The sequence below is a fragment of the Flavivirga aquatica genome (assembly GCF_001747085.1).
Lineage (GTDB): Bacteria > Bacteroidota > Bacteroidia > Flavobacteriales > Flavobacteriaceae > Algibacter_C > Algibacter_C aquatica.
Genome location: NZ_MDJD01000047.1, coordinates 25,849 through 48,797 on the forward strand (window position 1 = coordinate 25,849; position 22,949 = coordinate 48,797).

Here is a 22,949-nt window from a genome sequence, read left to right on the forward strand (position 1 = left end):
CTCTGCATTTTAAATGCAGATATAATGTCTTGTTTATTAGTCGGAAATATACTGAAAACCTATTGTAAGATGCTGATTATATGTATTTTAATATAAAATCATGTTCTATAAAAAACAAAAATAAGAAAGATTTTATTTCAACTGTAACTGGTTTCCTCCATCCCGTTTTAAAACGTTTTATAGAACACAAATGATTAATAATCTATTTCTTCTCCAAAAAGATCTTTTCAAAACTATTCGTAATCAGGGTGTTCAAAAACCAACTTAATAGTTAACAAATATTTAACATTAAATGTTAAATAAAACAAAAAAAAATGACAATTAAACCTTGTTTCAAGTATGGAAAAATTATACTATATGGTAGCTAATTTTAATTAAATAGTAGTTACTACAGCTATTTGTTTTATTAAATCTTCACCTTGTATAGGGTGATTTTTTTTGTTAAATTAAAAAATGTGATCCATGATGATTTGTGATTTATATGTAAGTAAAATCTATTTATTTGTAGGAAATTTATAAAAGAATGGCTCTCGTGTTATCGAGTATATTTTATGAAATAATATTAGGGAGTTTATGAAAAAGAAATCGTGATTAATTATAAAATTTTCTATAGATGCCCGATAAAATATTATTTTTTGACAATTGTCATATGATCAAAATAGGTTTTCAACAAATTTTAAAGAATTATTCTGCTGCTCAATTTATTACAGTCTTATGGAATAATATTGATGATAGAATGAATGAGGCAATTGATTATCATAAACCAGATATACTAATAATTAATTTTGATACCATTCAAAAAGGGGTTATTGATAAAGTTATAGATTATATCAAGAATAATCATAAAAAATTAAAAACAATATTATTATCTAATTTTATGCCTGAATTTATTTTAGATGTATTTTTTTTTAAAGGAGTACTAGGGTTTTTACACATTAATTCAAAAGGAATTGATATTGTGAATTGTATTAAAAGAGTACAAAATAAACAAGTATATATAAGTTCCGAGTTAGAGAAAAAGAAAGATCAAAATGTTAATGGATTTATAAAAAGGAGTTTAAGTATTCTTACGAAAAAAGAAGTTGAAGTAACAGAACTGATAATAAAAGGGAAAACGAGTAAAGAAATTGCTTTAATTTTAAATAATAGCCCACGAACAATTGAAACGCATAGAAAGAATATTGCGGAAAAATTCGATATATTAGGACAAGGTAAATTGACTTTTTTTTTAGTAGGTAACAGAAAAATAATTTCTGAACTATTAAAGACTTCTAAGGAAAATATTGAAAATGAATAACTGTATTAATTCTATTACTAGAATTGGTTAGTGTTCTAAAAACGGATTTATTAATTTATAATAAACCACCATCAAAAATAATGGTTTTTTTGCTCTTCGGGTATCAAGGAGTCAATTACCTAAAAGTAAGATAGACCTACTTTTACGTACGATTTTATAATCGAGTTCTAATTTCTGAAGACCTCTGGATATTGCTTCTCTAGAATAATTGAGATCTGTTGCTAGTTCTTTAATAGATATAACGATTTCTGATTCTTCAAGAAGAGTTGATGTTAACTTTAAATAATTGAATAGACGATCCTCAAGAGTTGCATGTAAAAGTTCTTGTATATTTCTTAACATAGCGGAGTAGCTATCTTGATAACAGTTTATTATGTAGTTTTTTAGAATTTTAGATGATTGACTCCATTTCAAGATGTTTTTATTTGAGTTTACTAAAATTACAGTGTCTTTTAAAATTTCTATTTGAAATTTTAAGTTATATTCATTAAGTAAACTTGAAAAAAAAGCCTTTTCATTTGGTAAATGAAAAAGAAATATTTTTTTATCTGCATGTTGAATATATACTTTCACTAAACCAGATAAGAAGTAGTATGAATTGTTTTCTAAATCGAAAGAAAAACTGTTAGACGTATCTTCTTTTGTAATTGTTATAGTTTTGCTGTGTTTTTTAAAAAAAGCCTCAAACTCTTTTGTGGACTGTCTTTTTTTTAAAATCGGATGCATATTGGATATTTATGTTATTATTATAAATTCAATCTGTTAATATGATAGAATTTGACTTTCTAATAATTTTTTTATTAAAATCTAATTGTTTAATAGTTCTTGTTATAGTTGATATGGATAAATTAAGATCTAATGCCATTTCACTTCTTGAGATACTTATTTTTTTGTTTTTATAAATCATTGCTTTTACTTTTAGGTAGTTTAATAATCGTTCTTCTGTTGTATTTAAGATTAAATCTCTGAATATTATTATTAAGTTTTCAATGTTACGCTCACCAGATCTAATCATAGCTTTTTTTAATGACGTAAATCGATCTGCTAATTCCAATATTTTTGAATTAGGAACCCATAGTAAGGTGCTTTTCTCTAAAGTTGTAATAGAAAAATGAGCAGGTATCTTATTAATCATATTCATTAAATTAATAACTGTATTAAAATTAGGATATATGTGATGTAAAAGAAGCGAATTATTACCCTCTAAATGAACTTTTAAGAGACCTGAAAGAATTATTCCTGTGTGGTTACTAAGGATGCCTTGGGATACTATCACTTCCCCTATAGAATATGATTTTTTTGATGCATTGGCTAAAATAAGGTTGCGTAAATCTTCTTCAAATTCAAGTAATACTTCTAAGTCAGTATTAGTAGTTTGATTATTTGTTTTTGAATAATGGGGGTGCTGCTGTATTATTTTCATAATTATATTTTGCCAAATGTTTCCTTTTATTTCGATAAGTAAACTCTTCAAAATATGGTCTTTGATTAGGTGATTTGGGATTGTTCTTGTTTTTGACTTTGATGGATTATAATATGAAGCTTCTTAAAGTTTTTTTCATTTTTAATGGTTTTTCCCCTAGGTTATTTATTTGTAAATCTTTTTGATATACCATTTTCTCTTTAGCTTTTTTAATAAATAAAGTCATCTTGTTATTTATATTTGATTAAATATATGTTAATAAGTCGATTTATAGTTTTTTACTTACAAAAAAAATAAATTTCATTTACTTTTTTTGTAAATGGGACTTTGTTTTTTTAATATTATCAAAATTCAAGAAACTTATATTTACGTATGTAAAATTATGTATTCTGTTGGTATATTATAAGTTATGTGAATTAATTTACAGTGATTTTTCTCGTGATCTAGTTTTGTACATGTACTTGTGGTTTTGTGTGTAAATATTTTAGGAAGGGTTAGTATTAATGGATATTTACTAAAAGATACAAGTTAAGAGAAACTTTATTAGCCATAGAAAAAATAGTAGTTCGTGATGAAAAATATTTTTATAAAGATTATAAAAAGAAAATAATGTATTAGATTTTCACAATACTATCCTTTTTCTTATAGAAAAAGATATTGTTTGTTTAATAGTAAAAGAATTAACAACTGAAATTACAGGACAATTATTTTTAAGTAGATATATCATAGAGACCCATAAGAAGAATATATATTTAAAATTACAAGTAAATAATGCAGCGGAGTTAATAAAAAAAGCCGTTTATTTAGGTTATATTAATGAGTAACATATGAATAAATGAATTTTGATGAATTTTTAAAATCACTATCAAAAATAAAAAACAGACAGCTTCCAGGAGAAGTATCACATTTTAAAATGGTGCCACCATTCCGTCAAGAGTTTCTAAAAAAACAAAAAGAAGCTATTAAAAAAGCTAAAAAAGCAGGCGTGTTAGCCTTGTTTTATCCAGATATTCATCATAGAACTAGATTTGTCTTAATTTTAAGAAATACCTATAAAGGCGTGCATTCTGCACAAGTGGCTTTCCCTGGAGGTAAGTTAGAAGATCAAGATACGTCAATTAAAGAAACAGCTATAAGGGAAACTTTTGAAGAAGTAGGTGTACCAATAAATGCTATAGAAGTTGTTAAAGAGTTGTCGCAAGTCTATATACCACCAAGTAATTTTTATGTGTATCCTTTTATAGCAATAACCAAAACTACACCAAGTTTTATAAAACAAGAAGATGAAGTTGAAGCTGTAATAGAGGTTGCTTTAGAAGATTTTTTAGGTGATAAATCGGTAATAACTAAAAAAGTATCTACATCGTATAGTGTTGAAGTTGAGGTTCCTGCTTTTAAATTTAATGGTCATGCTGTTTGGGGAGCAACAGCAATGATGCTAAGTGAAATTAAAGACTTGATAAAACAAATAGTCTAATCTACTAGATTTATTACATTTGCATACTTATAGAGATAATATATTTTGAAGCATTTAATAAACTCTTTTTGTTTTAATAAAGTAGAAATAGAGGATAAAATTCAAAAAATCTATATTATATTAAGTATACTAATTAACTAATTTGACGTTTGATTTTATGGGGTTGTTAAAAAAGAATCCATTTGGACATATACTATTTGTAAAAAAATGGTTGATAAGAATCTTTGGGATACTTTCTCATAGGCGATTTAGAGGATTCAATGAGTTACAAATTGAAGGCTCAAACATAATAAAAGATTTACCAGATACTAATGTATTATTTATTTCTAATCATCAGACATATTTTGCAGATGTAGTATCTATGTTTCACGTATTTAATGCAAGTTTGAGTGGTCGTGTAGATTCTATAAAAAACGTAGGCTACATATGGAATCCTAAGCTTAATATATATTATGTAGCAGCTAAAGAAACTATGAAAGCGGGTTTGTTGCCAAAAATTTTAGCTTACATAGGTTCTATAAGTATAGAGCGTACATGGAGATCTGAAGGAAAGGATATAAACCGACAAGTAAAAATGAGCGACATTTCTAGTATAGGAAAAGCTTTAGACGATGGTTGGGTAATTACTTTTCCGCAAGGAACTACTACACCTTTTAAGCCAATTAGAAAAGGAACAGCTCATATTATTAAGAGATATAAACCCATAGTAGTACCTATTGTTATAGATGGATTTAGAAGGTCTTTTGATAAGAAAGGATTGCGTATAAAAAAGAAAAATATCTTACAGAGTTTTGAAATAAAAGAACCTCTAGATATTGATTATGATAATGATTCTACAGATGATATTGTTAAAAAAATAGAATACGCTATTGAGCAACATCCATCATTCTTAAAAGTAATTTCTAGAAAAGAATTAGAAGCACAAGAAGCACTTAATAAAAAACGTGAGTGGTAAATTTATAGAATTTGGGTGTTACCCTGTCGGGTCGGGCTTTGCGTTTCAATCTTTTTAAAAAACGTCATTTTTAGAGTGAGCGATATGGCAATCTGTAAAAGTTTAATTTAAAAACATAGTGTATAGTTTGTCTTTTTTAAAAAGGATTTTCACTATAATCCCTAACACAAAAACCACTTCTTTACCTAATCAGAGATTCTAATGCCTTCTTTATGTTAAAAGTAGATTACCAAAAAAGATTATATCCAACATTAAAAACATATTTTGGTTATGATGCGTTTAGAAAGCATCAACAAGATATTGTTGAAGCTATTCTCGATAAAAAAGATTGTTTGGTTATTATGCCAACAGGAGGCGGGAAATCCATTTGTTTTCAGTTGCCAGCACTTCTATTTAAAGGTGTAACGATAGTAATATCTCCACTCATAGCCTTAATGAAAGATCAGGTAGATGGCTTAAATGCTAACGGTATTGCTGCGTCTTTTTTTAATAGTAGCCAAAGCACTATAGAGCAAGAGGATATTATTAATAAAGTCATTAAAGCAGAGCTAAAATTGCTTTATGTTGCTCCCGAAAGTTTATCAGGTATACAAAATATTTTAAATGAAACTTATGTGAGTTGCATCGCTATAGATGAAGCGCATTGTATATCGTCTTGGGGACATGATTTTAGACCTTCATACCAACAATTAGGCTTTTTAAAAGCAACCTTGCCTAATATTCCTATTGTAGCTTTAACAGCAACGGCAGATAAGGCAACACGAGAAGATATTGCAGCTCAATTACGAATAACACAGGCTACCGAATTTTTATCTTCTTTTGATAGAAAAAATATTGAATTAGAGGTACGTCCTGCGAATAATAGAATAAATCAAGTTGTTAGTTTTATAAATAAAAATCCTAATCAATCAGGGATCATTTACTGTTTAAGTCGAAAAACGACCGAACAATTAGCATCAAAGCTGAAAACTAATGGTATTAAAGCTAAAGCATATCATGCAGGTTTAAATTTTAATGAGCGAAGCAAAGTACAAGAAGATTTTGTTTTTGATAGAACACAAATTGTTTGTGCAACAGTCGCATTTGGAATGGGTATCGATAAATCTAATGTACGTTGGGTTATTCATTATAATATGCCTAAGAATATAGAAGGTTATTATCAAGAAATTGGACGTTCAGGGCGAGATGGCCTAAATGCAAAAGCCTTGTTGTTTCATAGCTATGCAGATGTTATTCAACTACGAAATTTTGCTAGTGGAGCTTCTAATGAAGAATTTCAGATTGCGAAGTTAGATCGTATGAAACAATTTAGTGAAGCAACAACGTGTAGACGAAAAATTCTATTAAGTTATTTTGGAGAGTTATTGGCAGATAACTGTGGGAATTGTGACATATGTAAAAACCCACCCAAATTTTTTGATGGAACCGTAATTGCTCAAAAAATCTTATCAACTATTTATAGACTAAATCAAGCAGAAGCAACGGGAATGGTTATCGATGTATTACGAGGTGCAAATAACGCAGCGGTTTTAGAGAAAGGATACACCAATGTAAAAACCTTTGGCATAGGGAAAGATTTGGCATGGAAAGATTGGCAACAATATATTATTCAGCTTATAAATCAAGGATTTTGTGAAATAGCATTCCACAAGAATAATGTGCTGCAACTTACCGAATTTTCAAATAAAGTATTGTTTAAAAATGCGAAAGTATCTTTAACAAAACCTGTTGATGTGGTTCAAGTAAAAACTTCGGAAACAAAAAAGAAAACTAAAAGCATTAGAAACAGTAACTTGTATGAGCGTTTACGTCAATTACGATACAAAATAGCTCAAGAAGAAAATATTCCTGCTTATTTAGTGTTTAATGATGCCACGTTAAAAGAAATAGAGAGAGAACGTCCAATGAGCGAAGCCGACTTTTTAAACATTAGTGGCGTTGGTCAACGAAAACTAGAAGTGTATGGAGATGAGTTTATAGCTGAAATTGTTGATTTTATGGGGTCTAAAATAAATAAACCTAAAAAAACAGATACCCATTTAGTAACTTATAAACTTTATAAATCGGGCTTATCTATAGATGAAATATCATTACAGCGAAAACTAAAATCTCCAACTATATATTCACATATAGCTAAACTTTATAGTGATGGTAAAGACATTAATATATTTGATTTTGTGTCTAAAAGTGAAGTCGAAGCAGTTAAAAAAGCGAAAAAAGAATTAGAATCCCCTAAAGCTTTAAAAACTTACTTTGATTATTTTGAAACGGAAATGGATTATTTTAAAATTCGTTTAGCACTTAGTATTATTGATAAAGAAGCATAATTTAACCAACGAAAAAATAATAATAAAGTTAATTCCTAATAGATTTGTTGTAGGAATCCTAGTTGTTAAGGTTTAAATTTGGAATCATAAGTGTATTAACTTCTTAAATCATTTATTTTTCTTGTAACAGCTTTATTTGGATGTCAGAATAAGAAGAAAGATACAGAACAAAAAATAGAAACTAAAGCTCAAATAGAGAATGAGGTTAAAAAAGAAGCTATTAAATCTGTTACAAAAAAAGTCTAATATATTTAATGTTAGAGGATTCGTTTTATGGTATTACAGTAGGTACAGAAATAGTAGTTTTATCAAGCAATAAAATTAAAAAAGCTACAACTGTAAATGGAGAAGGTTATTTTGATGTGTATAATATATTATCTTATGATAATGAAAAAATAGGCTATTTTCATTCAAACCCTTTTAATCAATCTTTAATTGTAGGTATGTATTGTGGTAATTACACCTAAAGCAATAACAAAAGAAGGTTTTTATATAGGAACAACATTTCAAGAAATAGATTCTATACTTAATAATTTAGAAGTACACGGTTCTAAAATAGAAATAAAACTCATGTTACTCATGGAAATTTAAAGTTGCAATTAGATTATCCAATGTAATACTTATAAGTTAGATAAGAGCAAAATACCAGAAAACGCTAAGATTACCCAAATAAGTATTAAGAGGATAATAGTTAAGAATTAATACATAGAATGTTAAGTGATTTCTTGTAAATGTCAATTTTAAATGAAAGCAAAAAGTAGAGTTTCACATTAAAACGCTAATTATAGTTAATAACTCCTAACAATTCTCCTAAAAAAACTACATCAAAATTCTTAATTTGCAGCTTATATTTAAAAAATCGTAAGTGAAAGTTTGTATAGCCGAAAAACCAAGTGTTGCCAGAGAAATAGCTACCGTTTTAGGAGCTAATTCTAAACGTGATGGATATTATGAGGGTAATGGCTATGCAGTAACTTATACCTTTGGGCATTTATGTACATTAAAAGAGCCAAACGATTATAAACCATATTGGAAAAGTTGGGATTTAAATAACTTACCTATGTTGCCAGAGAAATTTGAAACCAAAGTTGTTTCTAATTCGGGTATACAAAAACAATTTAAAATAGTAAAAGGTTTATTTGATAAAGCAGATGTAGTTATAAATTGCGGTGATGCTGGTCAAGAAGGAGAGTTGATTCAGCGTTGGGTGTTGAACGAAGCTAATTATAAAGGCGAGGTACAACGTTTATGGATATCATCATTAACTACCGAAGCTATAAAAGAAGGCTTTGATAACTTAAAAGCTTCAAGTGATTATGATAACTTATATTATGCAGGTTTCTCAAGAGCTATAGGCGATTGGTTGTTAGGGATGAACGCTACTAGGCTATATACTGTAAAACATGGTGGTTATAAGCAAGTATTATCTGTTGGACGTGTGCAAACACCAACATTAGCAATGGTTGTTAATAGGTTTAAAGAGATTGAAAATTTTAAACCGCAACCATATTGGGAATTACAAACATTATATAGAGAAACACTTTTTAGTTATGAAGAAGGACGTTTTTTTAAAAAAGAAGACGGAGAAACTTTAGCAAATAAAGTTAAAGAAAGTGATTTTGAAATAGAATCTATAACTAAAAAGAAGGGTAAGGAATATGCACCTAAGCTTTTTGATTTAACAGGATTACAAGTGTATTGTAATACCAAGTTTGGGTTTTCGGCAGATGAAACACTAAAAATTGTTCAGAAATTGTATGAACAAAAAGTAGTGACATATCCTAGAGTTGATACGACTTTTTTACCTAATGATGTCTATCCTAAAGTAGCAGGGATTCTGCAGAAATTAACAAATTATTCTAATTTAACACAGCCACTTTTAGGAAAGAAAATAAAAAAATCTACTAAAGTCTTTAATGATAAAAAAGTAACCGATCACCACGCTATTATACCAACAGGTATTCAAATTAATTTACAATACAATCAGCAACAAGTATACGATATTATTGTAAAACGTTTTATAGCCGTATTTTATGAAGAATGTATTGTTGCAAATACAACAGTTATTGGTAGTGCAGCAAAGGTGTCTTTTAAAACTACAGGAAAAGAAATTTTAGATAAAGGATGGCGTATTGTTTTTGAAAACCCTAAAGCAAAAGAAAGAGAGTCGGGTATTTTACCAACATTTGAAAAAGGAGAAAAAGGCCCACACGAACCATTGTTTTTAGAAAAAGAAACCAAACCACCAAATCAATACACAGAAGCAACATTATTGAGAGCAATGGAAACGGCTGGTAAACAGGTAGACGACGAGGAACTAAGAGATTTAATGAAGGAAAATGGTATTGGACGTCCGTCAACCCGAGCCAATATTATAGAAACGCTTTTTAAAAGAAAATATATAAAACGAAACAAAAAGCAGGTGTTGCCAACAGTTACAGGTATTCAGTTAATTGATACTATTCAAAATGATTTATTAAAATCGGCAGAATTAACAGGCTCTTGGGAAAAACAATTAAAAGATATTGAAAAAGGCGAGTATAGTGCAGGCGCATTTATTAAAAATATGAAACGTATGGTAGATGCTTTAGTATACGAAGTGCGTAGCGAAACCAAGCGTGCCAATATATCTCATGCCACTACTGTTAAAAAACGCGAAACTAAAGCAGCAGTAAAAAAGACAGCAGGCATTACAACAGAGTCTTGCCCTAAATGTAAAAACGGAAAGCTTTTAAAAGGAAAAACAGCTTATGGATGTAGTGGATTTAAATCGGGGTGCGATTTTGTATTGCCTTTTAGTTTTAATGGTAAAAAAATATCAGAAAAACAATTTATAAGATTATTACAAAAAGGATCTACTGTTAATTTAAAAGGCTTCAAAACAGATGCAGGAACCGTTGAAGGCTTGTTGCGTTTTGATGATAGTTTCCAATTAAAGTTAGAACCTAAGAAAACTTCCGCGAAAGCGAAACCTGATGAATTATTATGTCCTAAATGTAAAAAAGGGATCGTTATAAAAGGTAAAACGGCCTATGGTTGTAGTGGTTATAAAGCAGGATGTGATTTTAAAGTAACTTTTGATGAAGTTAGAGGTAAAATGAATGGACAAAAGCCAACCAAGGATTTGGTGCATAGTATCTTGAATGGAAGTATATAAAAAGGATCACAGACATTTTGTAATTTATAAACCTTATGGCTACTTAAGTCAGTTTACAACCAATGCAGTTAAACAGAGAAATAAAAGGTTTTTAGGTTTACTTCAAGACTTTCCAGAAGGTATTATGGCAATTGGGCGTTTAGATGAAAAATCTGAAGGTTTATTGCTTTTAACCACAGATGGAAAGATGAGTGATTATGTAAATAGTCAAAAGGTAGAAAAAGAGTATTATGCACTAGTAGATGGTAATATTTCTGCGGAAGCGATAACACAATTAAAAACGGGTGTTGAAATTGGTTTTGATGGTAAAAAGTATCAAACAAAACCTTGTAAAGCATTTAAACTAGATACTGAACCAGATTTACCAGAACGTTCTAAGAAAATCCGTGATGCAAGACATGGACCAACCACATGGGTTTCTATAACCTTAAAAGAGGGTAAGTTTAGGCAGGTTCGTAAAATGACATCGGCAGTTGGTTACCCTACGCTACGTTTGGTAAGAGTTAGGGTAGGAAGCATCCAATTAAATGCAATGCAAGTTGGAGATGTTGTTGAGGTTGACGAATTCCATACATTATCATAATGACCATTAGAGTTGATTATTTACGTTTTTGAGGAGGTACAAAGTAATCTGGTTATTATTTCTAAACATTAATAGAAAGCGACTTTTTTAAGGCGTAAAGATTCTATTTTAAAGATTATTTTAGTCGTGTCTCTTTCGTAATGACTAATAGTTCTAAACCTCTAGTTTTTTTAGTTCGTTATAATTACGATTTAATCGTTTTAATAATAAACCATAAAGAAGTCTATAGAATAACCAAATTAGCAGGATAACAATAGCTATAAAAACAATAACAACTATGGAAATGATAAAAATTTTTGCAGTGTTAAGATTTGCTATATTTGATATTTTAGGGTCATTACTTAAGCCATAATAAAGTCCAATTATTAAAGAGAGTCCTACCATTATTAAATTATATAGCACATAGTATTTTATAATCTTTCTTGTTTTTAAAATACTCTCCATTAACTTTTTAGCACTATCTGTAACAGATATAGATTTGTAAGACTTGTAGAGTAAATATATAAAAACAGCTATAATGCTAAAACTAAATATATTAAGTCCATTAAGTATATAATCGTTTGTATAAACCTTATCTAATTTTGTTCTAAATTCATCTGAAGTATAATAAGGAATGGTGCTTATTAAAATCCAAAATATAAGTTCTGCTATACTAATATAGAATAGCATCTTAACAATTGAAGACGATTTTTTATGTAGCATGGGGTAGATGTCCTTAACAGAAAGTGTTTTATGTTCCGTCTGTTTATTCCAATCTTTTTTTAATAAATCTAATTCATCCATATTTTACGGATTAAGTATGGTTTTAAGTTTCGTTTTAATTCTGTTCATTTTCACACGAGCATTCACTTCACTAATTCCCAAGGTTTCACTAATTTCTCTATAGTCTTTATCTTCTAAATATAAAAACACAAGAGCTTTTTCAATGTCATTTAATTGGTGTACTGCTTTGTAGAGTACTTTTAATTGTTCTTCTTCAGTATCATCATAATATTCAGCTTTCATTTTAAACGCAACACCTTCAAATTCTTGAGTTTTAATGGTGCGCTTAGATTTTCTGTATAAAGTAATAGCGGTATTTAAGCCTACTCTATACATCCAGGTACTAAACTTCGCATCACCTCTAAACTTAGGGTAGGCACGCCATAGTTGAATAGTTATTTCTTGAAATAAATCGTTGTGAGCATCATAGTTGTTAGTATATAAACGGCATACCTTATGTACAATATTTTGATGCTTTTCGAGCAATTCAACAAAACTATGTTCTAATTCTTTATTCAATGTGATGGCTTGGTTATAATATATAAGTAGGTTAAAATTTTAAAATGTTACAAATGTGTGAAAATAAATTTTTATAAGGTTAAAAATGTGTCTGTATTATAGTATTTTTATGCTCTATTTTATTTTACTATGAATATTCCCCAATCTAATTTCCCTAGAGTCGTTATTATAGGCGGTGGTTTTGCAGGAATTAGTTTTGCTAGAAAAATAGCAAATAAAAACGTGCAAGTTGTTTTAATTGATAAACGAAATTATCATACTTTTCAGCCTTTATTGTATCAAGTATCTTCAGCAGGATTAGAGCCGGATTCTATTGCATATCCGCTTCGTAAGATATTGAAGAATCATAAAAATACATTCTTTCGTCTGGCTGAAGTTGAATCAATTAATTCAGAAAAGAATGAGTTAATAACAAGTATAGGTAATCTTAATTATGATTATTTGGTAATAGCAACAGGTACTAAAACCAATTATTTTGGCAATAAAGCAATTGAAACACATTGTATGCCTATGAAAAAAGTACCTCAAGCTTTAAATATTCGTAGTTTAATATTGCAAAATTTTGAGCAAGCAGCTATAACTAACGATAAAGAAACACGTAAGGCTTTATTGAATTTTGTTATTGTTGGAGGAGGACCGACAGGTGTTGAGTTAGCAGGAGCTATAGCTGAACTTAAAAATCATATTTTACCTAGAGATTATCGGGATTTAATTCCTGGTGATATGCAAATATATTTGTTAGAAGGAGGTGCACGTGTTTTACCAACTATGAGTAAGCATGCTTCTAAAAAGGCAGCACGATTTCTTTCTAAATTGGGAGTTTTAGTACATTGTAATACATTTGTTAAGAATTATGATGGTAAGAAAGTTGAAACTAATTTAAGTTTAGAATTACAGTCTGAAACTTTAATTTGGGCGGCAGGTGTTACTGGGAACCCTGTAGGTGGACTTCAAGCGGAAGTACTTGTCGATCGTGCTAATAGATATAAAGTTAATGAGTACAATCAAATAGAAGGTTATAATAATATTTTTGCTTTAGGAGATATTAGTTTAATGCAGACGGATGAGTATCCAAAGGGGCACCCTCAGGTAGCTCAACCCGCTATTCAACAAGGTGAACTTTTAGGAAAAAATCTAGTTAGATTGATAGAAGGGAAGCCTTTGAAAAAATTCAAATATAAGGACAAGGGTTCTATGGCTACAGTAGGAAGAAACAAAGCCGTTGTAGATTTAAAGAATTTTAGATTTGCAGGTTTTTTTGCTTGGTTTGTGTGGATGTTTGTGCATCTTATGGCGCTGGTTGGTTTTAGAAACAGAGTAATCGTTTTCTTTAATTGGGGTTATAATTATATTAATTTTGATAAAGCTGCACGACTTATTATACGCCCATTTAATAAATCAAATTAATAGTTTCTATTTTAGAATTTTCTTTTTTTTAATACAAAGAATTTTCTCTAAGTTATTTATTGGTTATAATTTGTCTTATGAAACATATACTATGATAGGTGATGTGTCTTATATGAAAGATATCACAATCAAATTACGAGAAGATATAAATGCTTTAGATGCAGTAGTGTTATCTGCAGGAACATTTTAGGCAGGAGACAATAGTAAGGTTAATGTGTTAAAACCATTAGATGTGGTAACTACGGCAAGTGCTTTAGGTGATTTTGTTGGCGCATTACAAACGTTGCCAGGAACCACAACGGTGGCAGAAGATGGGAGGTTATTTGTTCGTGGCGGAACAGCCGAAGAAACACAAATATTTATTGATGGTATACGCGTGTTTACGCCTTATACCGCAACTACTAATAATGTGCCAACACGTGAACGTTACTCTCCGTTTTTATTTGATGGTATAATGTTTTCTACTGGAGGTTATTCGGCAGAATACGGACAGGCTTTATCAAGTGTTTTGTTATTGAATACGATCGATGAACCAGACCAAGAAAAAACAGATATTGGTGTTATGAGTGTTGGAGCTACTCTTGGTAGTACTCAAAAATGGAATAAGAGTTCATTAAGTGTTAATGCATCTTATATAAACTAGCTCCATATAATGCCATATTCTCTAGTAGAAATGATTGGATTAAACCTTATGAAACGGTTTCTGGAGAAACGGTCTATAGAAGAAAAACAGATTTGGGCTTATTTAAACTTTATGGAGCGTTTGATACAACCAATTTTGAGTTAATACAAGGAGATATTAACGATGTAGAAGGTGTGCGTTTTAAACTTGATAATAATAATGTGTATTTAAATGGTTCATATCGGGGTATTTTAAATGATACTTGGTCTATGCACGGAGGATTTAGTTATACTCATGCAAAAAATAATATGGATATTATAGATCGCACTATTAAGGACACCGAAAATTCATTACATACTAAGCTTAAGTTTAAAAATAGAATAAACAATCGTTTTAAATTATATTTTGGAGCAGAATGTTTTGCTACAAATTTTAAAGAAAAGTATAATGATGCATCTTCTCAAGGATCAACCTATGTTTATGATAATAATATAGCGGCAGCGTTTGCAGAGGCTGATATTTTTATATCTAAAAATTTAGCCTTTAAAACGAGAGTGCGTAGTGAGTATAGCTAATTGTTTAACGATTTTACGATCTCTCCTAGATTGTCGTTGGCTTATAAAACATCTTCGAAAAGTCAAGTGTTATTAGCTTATGGTGATTTTTATCAAAACCCATCAAGTAATATTTTAAAGTTTAATCAAGATTTAAAAGCGGAACATACATCTCATTACATTTTTAATTATCAGTATAACGGAGATAAGAGATTGTTTAGAGCTGAAGCGTATTATAAAGGATATAGTAGCTTAGTAAAATATGATTCGGAGTTTACAACTTTTAATAGTAATTATAATAATAATGGGGATGGTTTTGCAAAAGGCATTGATTTCTTTTGGAGAGATAGTAATAGTATTAAAAACTTTGATTATTGGTTAAGCTATTCCTTTTTAGATACAGAACGTAATTATAAAAATTACCCAAATAAAGCGCAGCCAAATTTTGCAAATACTAACAACTTATCTGTAGTTGGTAAATATTGGATTGAAAAATGGCGTAGTCAAATAGGTTTTAGTTATGCTTATGCTTCCGGTAGGCGTTACACAAACCCTAATATATCTGGGTTTTTAAATGATAAAACAAAGTCTTTTAATAGTTTAAGCGTGAATTGGGCTTATTTAATTAGCCCTCAAAAAATACTTTATGCTTCTGTAAACAATGTTTTAGGTTTTAAAAATATTAACGGATATCAATATGCAAATACACCTGATATATATGGTAATTTTAATAAACGTGCTTTACGACTAGCTACAGATCAATTCTTTTTTGTTGGTTTCTTTTGGACGATTAGTGTGGATAAAAAGAATAATCAATTGGATAATTTGTAGAGATGATTTGCTCTTTTAAAGAAGTTATTATGATTATATAGAATATGAAAAATATAAAGAAAAAAACTTAGTCTTTAACGTATAAAAAAAGACCTTTTATCTAGGTAAAAGGTCTTTTTTAGTTTTCGTAAATTATCTTTTTACTTAGTTATTATAATGCTGTGGTATATACATTAGCCTTAAGTTCTATTTTTATAGGATCGTACAATAGCAGAAAGTTAAGGTCTTTTAAGGCTCCTGTATTATTGTTTAAAGTTTTAGTTACACTAGGTGTTGCGTAGGATTCAAGCATAGGGTTAAACATAACATCAACGATATAACTTGAAATGCCACTTGTAGTGTTACTAACAAAATTACCAGGGAAATTAAGTTCAATATAGAGTTTCCCTCTTTCTCCAGTCTGGATTTCATTATTACTATCTGTAGGGTTATTTTCCATTAATCTAATACTATTTTCAAAGTAATAGTTTTTACTTGGTGTTTCAGGTGTTTTTGTGACTTCTATTTTTGAAGAAGTTAGTTTGGAGTTTATTGGGTAATTTCCATGATATGTAAATCCAAGAGCATTATCGAATGTGTGAATATGAGAAATAATATTGCCATTATTTAAAGTAACGGATTCCTCATCAAAAGTGATAAGTTTTTTTACATCTACAAGTACACGATATTCACGATAATTAGTTTCATCACTATTGTACACTCTAAAAGCAATTATATTAGGGAATTTGAAGTCGATTGAAGAGCCTTGGGTGTAAACTTCAAAATTGGGATGAGTTCCATAATGACTCGATGTGTAGTGTATAGAGCTTCCTTCAAAGTCTAATTTAGGTGTTAAGTCGGAAAAATTTGTACCATTAGGTACAGTAACCATAATAGTGCCATTGTAGCTTTGGTTAGTATGTTCTCTTACTTCAATACTAGTAATATCTTCATTAAGATTAAGGTTGTCAGATTTTAAAAAGTGAAGCCCAGTAATATTTAGTTTTTGTAAAGCAGGCGCAATGTCTTTTGTAATGATTAGTACATCATATTCTAAAGAAATATTAGTGTCTTTAGTAGACGTTATTCTATAGGTAATTGTCTCTCCAGGAATGATGTCTTTTTCACCAACATTTGGAGAAATATTAAACTTAGAATCATCAAAATCAACTTGTTTAAGGCTAAATTTAGATATTTCATTATACTCTAATTCTATTGTTATTTTCCCTTTATTTTGAGGAACTCCATTAATCATTGTTGGTTGTTCAATAGAAATACCATCTGCTTTTAATGTAATATCAATTTCAGAAAGAGGGAAACTTAAAAGAAGGGCTTCTTTAAAATCTACATTTTGGTTATTGTTTTTAGGATCAGTAGGAGAGTCGTCGCTATCGCAACTTGAACTAAATAAAGATGTTACGATTAATAAAGTAATTGTAAAAATAGGCGTTTTCATAATTTTTATATAAAAAATAGTCAGCTAATATATATAAAATATTTGTAAGAGTATAAAAATGAAATGTTAATAGATATTAGAAATAGAGGTTTTTTGTCAAAAAAATCTATGATTTTATGTTCTGGAATTATATTTTAAAAGAAAGTCTTATCGTTATGTTATTTGTAAGTAAAAACAAATTTAATATTGAACTCATCTTGATTTTTTCTATTCCCTAAAAATGTCCAAAATTCGTCTATATTTCAGTTGTTTTCTCTTGTGTAGCGATGCTATGCCTTTTAAAAATAACTTTATCTGAACAAATTTCTACTCATTTTTGATTAAAAATAAAAAGTCAAGATAAGTTCAATTATAAAAAACCATGAGAAATAAAAACTCCTCATGGTCTTTTAATAAAATTAGTCACTGTGTTAATTAATTATTAGTTTTTTAATAGTAGCCTTTTTTGTATTGTCTACTTTTAAAATATAAACCCCTTTATTTAAAGAGCTAGTTCTAATAGTGGTTTTATCTCCTCTAAAGATTTGATTTAATATTAATTTACCATCTAAACTATATAATGACACACTTGTTTTAATGTCTTTTTTAATGTTGTCAATTTCTATATTAACAAAATTAGTTGCTGGGTTTGGGTACATTAAAACATTTTTGGTGTAATCCTTAGTCGTAGTTTTATTTGCATTGGTCTTTTTATTAGTATTACTTATGGGAACAAACTTCCATTGTGTCCAATCACCTCTAGAAGTTGAAGGTAATTGTATTACATTAACATTGTTGTTTTTATTTCTAGGCTTAATGAATTTACCTGTTTCTCTATTCTCTAAATAAAAATATCCATCATTAGAGTTAACCTGCTTCCATTGTGCATCTGTACTTGCAGAAGTTGTAGGAACCAGTACTAAGGCGCTTCCATTTTTTTTTGTTTGAGGTCTAAAATACATTCCAGATTGCACATTTTTTAAGTAAAACCAACCATTTGATAGGTCAATTTTTTCCCATTGCGCATTCGAGTTTACTGTGTTTTGAGGGGTTTGAATAATTTTGGCTCCAGACAGATCATTCACAGGGCGTATCTTTTTTTTAGAAAGTCTATTAACAATATAAAATTTCTCTTTAGTAGATGGTGGTGGAGTAATAATAGGTTCAGCAGTGCTACTGGCTTCATGTAGTTCAAAATAATCTACAACAGCAGGTTCCTTGGACCATTGATTTGTGAAAAATATATTTGCAGTTGTGTTTGTAGGGCCAGTTTTAAATTGTATACTTTTTCTATGCCAGTAATTATGAAAGAAATTCATAGTCTCAAAACTTCCGCCGTAATTTCTTACTCCAATCCAAGCGTCATGATAAATATTTGTGTCATTTGTGCCGGGTGATTTAACATAGGCAGATAAAACATAAGTAGTATTAGGCTTAACAGTTACTTGTTGTTCGATTGTTCCATTACTACCTGCAGAAACTGAAATAAATTTGCTTCCAGAATAACTTGTTGAATTATTGGTTATAATTTTAGCATTCCCAGATTTTACCCAAGAAGTAGTTCCGTCTTCGAATCCAGAATTAGTAATTAAATTGTTTCTAGTTAAATTGGTTCTAGTTTCGCATCCATCATTAGCGTTATTCTTGCTCCATACTCTAACATAGTCTACAATAAATTTTCTACCATTCCCAGGGAAATCACTAGCGCTTAATTGTGAGGAGCTTACAAAAAATGGAAAGGTTTCAGAGTCTACCCAAACTTTACAAGGAGCATTAGGAACCCATGTATTAGGTCTATTTCTATTTACTTCAGCTTTTGTTATGCAGTGTATTAACCTGCCGTCAACATATAGTTTTATGTATTCACTATTCCATTCTAAGCCATAAACATGTGTTTCATCTGCAACTCTATAAGGCAGTAAATGTTTATTATCCCAAACTCTTTTTCCGTAATTAGGGGCTCCAGGAGTTTGCCAATTATAAAATGAGGTGTGGTATGTTCTGTCAACCTTAGGTGCTTTAGGGTGCTGACCAAAATGTTCAAAAACATCAATTTCCCCTTGTCTTCCAATACACCAAAATGAACTAGAAACAGGGCCGTCTGCTGCTTTACACTTAATTTCCATATAGCCATTTAAAAATTCTTGCTTAGAAATGATAGCACCTGTAGTTACTTTTTCATATTTATTACGCCCTAAATGAAGTTTATTCGAAAAATTATAGTCAGGTTGCCATTTAGAGTAAATAATAAGTTGATTGTTTTCAACTTGTACATTAGCAGGAGAAAACTGAGAAGGCGCTCTTCCTACAAAATTATTTTGAAACACCCCACCTTGTCCTTGTATGTTCCATTTATTAGTGTCTAATGAGTTTCCATTAAACTCATCACTTATTGTGTTGTTTATAATCCAACCTCCTTGATTATCGGGGTCTGAAAAGGGTAATTTTGTTTGTGATAGACTTTTGTTAGAAATTAAAGAAAATAAGATGACCAAAAGGTAGATCATCCTTTTAGGCTTAGTTAATAGAGTCATAGTTTTAAAATTTAGTTTTTTATTTGTTTAGTTTGTAATTTATGTGTTAAAAAAATTACATATATGTAATTAAAAGAGGAATATACAACAAATTAATAAAAACAATAATATTGTGTTATGTTAAAGTTAATTTTATAATGTACAGATTATCTGCTAAATGTATTGTTTAAGAGGCATTTTTTAAATCAAAAAAGAAGGAGTTGTTATTTGTAATTATGGAGTTGATTCTATTTATTTATAAGTGCTATGGGGAAGTGTTAGGTTGATTTTAATAGATGTTTGTATTTCGTAATCTATACTACTACAAACAGGTTTTATTTTAATAAAAATAAAAAGTTATTAAAGTTTTTCTATTGTGTAGCTTGTAACCTTTTTTTGATTTCCTTGAAGTTGGGTATTCTTTTTATAATCTTCATCGGTTATGAGTCAATCTAGAGAATTCTAGGAAATAAATTAGTGGTCTTTTGTATTTAAGTTTTATTAAAAAGAACAACTCATCAATTAAAAATAACAATTGAGTGAGTTTGTTTTTAAAAAAGTAAACTTCTACTTGATATTTGTTTATGTCATATCGATGTATCATGACGAAAATGATAATAATAAAATGGATACTAACCTTTTTGGAATACCAGAATAAGATTTTGGTTGCTCAAATAGCGCAAAATGTTTTATGGAACCACCAAAATGGGAAGGCGTAAAATTTACTATAGAAAATAAATTAATTACTCAACATATAAAATTTTAAAAACAAACATATGAAACATTTAATTATAATAGCAACACTTTTAGTTTCAGGATTGATAAACTCTCAAACTAATTATGAAAAAGGAATGCAGAAAGCTTTTGAGTTGTGGAAAAGTAATAATACAATAGAAGCATCAAATATGTATGAACGTATAGCGAAAGCAGAACCAGATAATTGGCTACCGCCTTATTATGCAGCCCAGATTAATATAGTTGGTAGTTTTGGCGAAAAAGATAAAGAAGTATTAATAGCTAAACTTAAAAAAGGCCAAGATTTAATTAATATAGCATTAACAATATCAAAAGATAATCCAGAAATATTAGTGTTACAAGCATTATTACATACAGCTTGGGTGGCTTTTGATGGCGCTACGTATGGAATGACTTTATCGGGAAAGGTTGTAGAATTATATACAAAAGCATTAAAATTAGCCCCAAAAAATCCAAGAGTAGTCTATTGCAAGGCAGAGTGGGATATGGGAGCAGCTAAGTTTTTTGGACAGGATACCTCTTCATTTTGTAAAGATTTGGAGTACGCCATAGAACTTTTTGCTAACTTTAAACGAGAAACACCATTTCATCCTAATTGGGGCGAAAATCGTGCTATAAAAATATTTGACACTTGTAAGAAATAGCATTAGTAATTAAAAATACATTATAATGAAATCAGTTAAAAAAATCATAATTACTTTTATTATTAGCTGTATAGTTTTCGTAACAGGAAATCTATTATCTAACGGTTTTAATTTTAAAAGTGAATATGATTTTTTAACAGATTTTATGTTTTGCCTGCTTTACACTTTCGTATTGGGGTATTCGAACATGTATTTTTTTGATTTCATGGAACAACGCCAATGGAAAAATAAAAATACTATAAAACGAATTATTCTAGGCATTCTAGGTTCTACTATAATCACTCTAATGTGCTTATTTATTCTAAGAACATTAACTTCTATGGTTTTAAGTGATAAATCATTTATGGAATTTCTTTCAAAAGAAAAATTTCAATATTATCAATTTGGATTGTGGATAACTCTAGCTATAATAGCTGTTTTTCATATCGTTTATTTTTATAACCGGTATCAACAAAACAGAATAAAGGAGCAGAAAGTTATAGCAGGAACAGCAAGTGCAAAGTTTGATGCTTTAAAAAATCAATTAGATCCACATTTTTTATTCAATAGTTTAAATGTTTTAACCAGTTTAATTGAAGAAAATCCAGATAAAGCACAAAAATTCACTACATCATTATCTAAAGTATATAGATATGTTTTAGAACAAAAAAATAAAGAATTAGTAACAGTCGACGAGGAGTTGCAATTTGCAAAAACCTATATGTCTTTACTGAAAATGCGATTTGAAGATTGTATTGTTTTTAGTCTGCCAGAGAAAGCAACTAATTCAGAATCTAAAGTTGTGCCTCTATCATTACAATTACTGTTAGAAAATGCAGTAAAGCACAATATGGTAACCTCAAAAAAACCTTTGCATATAAAAATTTATGAAAACGAAGGAACTTTAATTGTCGAGAATAATTTACAACCCAAGCAAATCGTAAAAAAGAGTAGTGGTGTAGGCTTAAGTAATATAAAACAGCGCTATGCCCTGTTAAGCAACAAAAAAATAAATATAAATAAAGAGGCAAACCGTTTTGCAGTAGCAATACCAATGCTTACAAAACAAGTGTCGGTTATGAGAACACAATCACAATTACAAATAGACGAGAGTTATGTGCGTGCGCGCAATCATGTAGACGAATTAAAAGGATTTTATTATAGTTTAGTTTCGTATATTTTTGTTATGCCGTTCTTAATCTTTATAAATTATAAAACCTCTTGGAATTTTCAATGGTTTTGGTTTCCCATGTTTGGTTGGGGTATTGGTATCGTAATTCAAGCCTTTAGAGTATTTGTAAATAATGGAGCATTTGGGAGAAACTGGGAGAAACGGAAAATGGAAGAGTTTATGCAACAAGAAGAAGAACAATGGAATTAAAATTTTAAATCATGAAAAACTATAAAATTGAATCTTATAAAAATAAGCCATTTCAAAAGGAGGAAAGCTATATAAGGGCAGAAAAAAGATTGAAAGAATTAAAAGGTTTTTATTGGCATGCCTTCTGGTATGTTGTTGTAAATATATTTTTAATTATCATTATAGGCGTTAACAATAAGGTGTTTTGGCATTTTGGAACATTTTCAACAGCCATTTTTTGGGGAATAGGTCTAGGCTGTCATGCTATAGGTGTTTTTGGAAAAAACTTAATTTTTAGTAAAAAATGGGAAGAACGCAAAATTCAAGAATATATGGATAAAGATAAGAAGTATTGGGAATAAAATAGTT

Annotated in this window: 22 protein-coding genes; 16 read left to right on the forward strand and 6 right to left on the reverse strand. The window is 29.4% G+C overall.

Going from position 1 to position 22,949, the window contains the following annotated elements:
* Window positions 1–613 precede the first annotated feature (613 nt).
* Window positions 614–1,297 (forward strand): LuxR C-terminal-related transcriptional regulator, encoded by a 684-nt coding sequence (locus tag A8C32_RS12000; protein WP_069830668.1) that lies wholly within the window; start codon window positions 614–616, stop codon window positions 1,295–1,297.
* A gap of 111 nt (window positions 1,298–1,408) precedes the next feature.
* Here the strand turns inward: A8C32_RS12000 and A8C32_RS12005 are convergent, their stop codons facing one another.
* Together A8C32_RS12005 and A8C32_RS12010 are read right to left on the reverse strand one after the other, a co-directional pair.
* Window positions 1,409–2,023, reverse strand: coding sequence for a Crp/Fnr family transcriptional regulator (locus A8C32_RS12005; protein WP_069830669.1), 615 nt, complete (start codon window positions 2,021–2,023; stop codon window positions 1,409–1,411).
* A 28-nt stretch (window positions 2,024–2,051) separates the two neighbouring features.
* Window positions 2,052–2,720 (reverse strand): Crp/Fnr family transcriptional regulator, encoded by a 669-nt coding sequence (locus tag A8C32_RS12010; protein ID WP_069830670.1) that lies wholly within the window; start codon window positions 2,718–2,720, stop codon window positions 2,052–2,054.
* Between the two features lie 692 nt (window positions 2,721–3,412).
* Here A8C32_RS12010 and A8C32_RS21495 point away from each other — a divergent pair.
* The 7 genes from A8C32_RS21495 (at window position 3,413) to A8C32_RS12040 (ending at window position 11,219) form a co-directional block, all read left to right on the forward strand.
* Window positions 3,413–3,544: a helix-turn-helix transcriptional regulator gene (locus tag A8C32_RS21495; RefSeq protein ID WP_432416496.1), complete on the forward strand. Its 132-nt coding sequence runs from the start codon at window positions 3,413–3,415 to the stop codon at window positions 3,542–3,544.
* Between the two features lie 11 nt (window positions 3,545–3,555).
* Complete coding sequence (locus A8C32_RS12015) at window positions 3,556–4,197, forward strand: NUDIX hydrolase (protein WP_069830671.1); 642 nt, start codon at window positions 3,556–3,558, stop codon at window positions 4,195–4,197.
* Between the two features lie 157 nt (window positions 4,198–4,354).
* The gene (locus tag A8C32_RS12020) at window positions 4,355–5,152 is read left to right on the forward strand and encodes a lysophospholipid acyltransferase family protein (protein WP_069830672.1); all 798 of its coding nucleotides are present in this window, start codon (window positions 4,355–4,357) and stop codon (window positions 5,150–5,152) included.
* Window positions 5,153–5,364: 212 nt separating this feature from the next.
* Entirely contained in the window at window positions 5,365–7,479 is a 2,115-nt protein-coding gene (recQ, locus tag A8C32_RS12025) for a DNA helicase RecQ (protein ID WP_069830673.1), read from the forward strand.
* Between the two features lie 254 nt (window positions 7,480–7,733).
* Entirely contained in the window at window positions 7,734–7,946 is a 213-nt protein-coding gene (locus tag A8C32_RS12030; protein WP_069830674.1) for a hypothetical protein, read from the forward strand.
* A 398-nt stretch (window positions 7,947–8,344) separates the two neighbouring features.
* Entirely contained in the window at window positions 8,345–10,636 is a 2,292-nt protein-coding gene (locus tag A8C32_RS12035) for a type IA DNA topoisomerase (protein WP_069830675.1), read from the forward strand.
* A complete protein-coding gene (locus tag A8C32_RS12040) occupies window positions 10,623–11,219 on the forward strand; it encodes a pseudouridine synthase (RefSeq protein WP_069830676.1) in 597 nt (198 codons plus the stop codon). The genes A8C32_RS12035 and A8C32_RS12040 overlap by 14 nt, the downstream gene beginning before the upstream one ends.
* A 153-nt stretch (window positions 11,220–11,372) precedes the next feature.
* Here the strand turns inward: A8C32_RS12040 and A8C32_RS12045 are convergent, their stop codons facing one another.
* Window positions 11,373–12,002: a DUF8845 family protein gene (locus A8C32_RS12045; RefSeq protein WP_069830677.1), complete on the reverse strand. Its 630-nt coding sequence runs from the start codon at window positions 12,000–12,002 to the stop codon at window positions 11,373–11,375.
* 3 nt (window positions 12,003–12,005) lie between these two features.
* A complete protein-coding gene (locus tag A8C32_RS12050; protein ID WP_069830678.1) occupies window positions 12,006–12,500 on the reverse strand; it encodes an RNA polymerase sigma factor in 495 nt (164 codons plus the stop codon).
* A gap of 129 nt (window positions 12,501–12,629) precedes the next feature.
* On the opposite strand from A8C32_RS12050, the gene A8C32_RS12055 reads away from it, so the two are divergent.
* From A8C32_RS12055 to A8C32_RS21385, 4 genes are all read left to right on the forward strand, one after another.
* Window positions 12,630–13,907, forward strand: a complete 1,278-nt coding sequence (locus A8C32_RS12055) for an NAD(P)/FAD-dependent oxidoreductase (protein ID WP_069830679.1) — start codon at window positions 12,630–12,632, stop codon at window positions 13,905–13,907.
* 214 nt (window positions 13,908–14,121) lie between these two features.
* Window positions 14,122–14,550, forward strand: coding sequence for a TonB-dependent receptor plug domain-containing protein (locus tag A8C32_RS21375; protein ID WP_069830680.1), 429 nt, complete (start codon window positions 14,122–14,124; stop codon window positions 14,548–14,550).
* Window positions 14,551–14,642: 92 nt separating this feature from the next.
* Window positions 14,643–15,104 carry a hypothetical protein gene (locus tag A8C32_RS21380; protein WP_069830681.1) on the forward strand — a complete coding sequence of 154 codons (462 nt, stop codon included), beginning with the start codon at window positions 14,643–14,645 and terminating at the stop codon, window positions 15,102–15,104.
* A complete protein-coding gene (locus tag A8C32_RS21385; protein WP_349267247.1) occupies window positions 15,105–15,914 on the forward strand; it encodes a TonB-dependent receptor domain-containing protein in 810 nt (269 codons plus the stop codon).
* A gap of 151 nt (window positions 15,915–16,065) precedes the next feature.
* On the opposite strand, the gene A8C32_RS12075 is transcribed toward A8C32_RS21385, so the two are convergent.
* Both A8C32_RS12075 and A8C32_RS12080 read right to left on the reverse strand, forming a co-directional pair.
* Window positions 16,066–17,349, reverse strand: a complete 1,284-nt coding sequence (locus tag A8C32_RS12075; protein WP_069830683.1) for a hypothetical protein — start codon at window positions 17,347–17,349, stop codon at window positions 16,066–16,068.
* Between the two features lie 410 nt (window positions 17,350–17,759).
* Window positions 17,760–19,862 (reverse strand): T9SS type A sorting domain-containing protein, encoded by a 2,103-nt coding sequence (locus A8C32_RS12080; protein ID WP_083253333.1) that lies wholly within the window; start codon window positions 19,860–19,862, stop codon window positions 17,760–17,762.
* Between the two features lie 550 nt (window positions 19,863–20,412).
* Here A8C32_RS12080 and A8C32_RS21500 point away from each other — a divergent pair.
* From A8C32_RS21500 to A8C32_RS12095, 4 genes are all read left to right on the forward strand, one after another.
* Window positions 20,413–20,499 (forward strand): DUF2141 domain-containing protein, encoded by an 87-nt coding sequence (locus tag A8C32_RS21500; protein ID WP_432416497.1) that lies wholly within the window; start codon window positions 20,413–20,415, stop codon window positions 20,497–20,499.
* A gap of 118 nt (window positions 20,500–20,617) precedes the next feature.
* A complete protein-coding gene (locus tag A8C32_RS12085; RefSeq protein ID WP_069830685.1) occupies window positions 20,618–21,241 on the forward strand; it encodes a hypothetical protein in 624 nt (207 codons plus the stop codon).
* A 22-nt stretch (window positions 21,242–21,263) separates the two neighbouring features.
* Window positions 21,264–22,601 carry a histidine kinase gene (locus A8C32_RS12090; protein WP_069830686.1) on the forward strand — a complete coding sequence of 446 codons (1,338 nt, stop codon included), beginning with the start codon at window positions 21,264–21,266 and terminating at the stop codon, window positions 22,599–22,601.
* A gap of 11 nt (window positions 22,602–22,612) precedes the next feature.
* Window positions 22,613–22,942: a 2TM domain-containing protein gene (locus A8C32_RS12095; protein ID WP_069830687.1), complete on the forward strand. Its 330-nt coding sequence runs from the start codon at window positions 22,613–22,615 to the stop codon at window positions 22,940–22,942.
* The last annotated feature ends 7 nt before the right edge of the window (window positions 22,943–22,949 follow it).

Bases quoted from the DNA above. Each gene is read 5' to 3' on its own strand.
- A8C32_RS12000 (WP_069830668.1), top strand. From the start codon at position 614: ATGCCCGATAAAATATTATTTTTTGACAATTGTCATATGATCAAAATA.
- A8C32_RS12005 (WP_069830669.1), bottom strand. From the start codon at position 2,023: ATGCATCCGATTTTAAAAAAAAGACAGTCCACAAAAGAGTTTGAGGCT.
- A8C32_RS12010 (WP_069830670.1), bottom strand. From the start codon at position 2,720: ATGAAAATAATACAGCAGCACCCCCATTATTCAAAAACAAATAATCAA.
- A8C32_RS12015 (WP_069830671.1), top strand. From the start codon at position 3,556: ATGAATTTTGATGAATTTTTAAAATCACTATCAAAAATAAAAAACAGA.
- A8C32_RS12020 (WP_069830672.1), top strand. From the start codon at position 4,355: ATGGGGTTGTTAAAAAAGAATCCATTTGGACATATACTATTTGTAAAA.
- recQ (WP_069830673.1), top strand. From the start codon at position 5,365: ATGTTAAAAGTAGATTACCAAAAAAGATTATATCCAACATTAAAAACA.
- A8C32_RS12030 (WP_069830674.1), top strand. From the start codon at position 7,734: ATGTTAGAGGATTCGTTTTATGGTATTACAGTAGGTACAGAAATAGTA.
- A8C32_RS12040 (WP_069830676.1), top strand. From the start codon at position 10,623: ATGGAAGTATATAAAAAGGATCACAGACATTTTGTAATTTATAAACCT.
- A8C32_RS12045 (WP_069830677.1), bottom strand. From the start codon at position 12,002: ATGGATGAATTAGATTTATTAAAAAAAGATTGGAATAAACAGACGGAA.
- A8C32_RS12055 (WP_069830679.1), top strand. From the start codon at position 12,630: ATGAATATTCCCCAATCTAATTTCCCTAGAGTCGTTATTATAGGCGGT.
- A8C32_RS12075 (WP_069830683.1), bottom strand. From the start codon at position 17,349: ATGAAAACGCCTATTTTTACAATTACTTTATTAATCGTAACATCTTTA.
- A8C32_RS12080 (WP_083253333.1), bottom strand. From the start codon at position 19,862: ATGACTCTATTAACTAAGCCTAAAAGGATGATCTACCTTTTGGTCATC.
- A8C32_RS12085 (WP_069830685.1), top strand. From the start codon at position 20,618: ATGAAACATTTAATTATAATAGCAACACTTTTAGTTTCAGGATTGATA.
- A8C32_RS12095 (WP_069830687.1), top strand. From the start codon at position 22,613: ATGAAAAACTATAAAATTGAATCTTATAAAAATAAGCCATTTCAAAAG.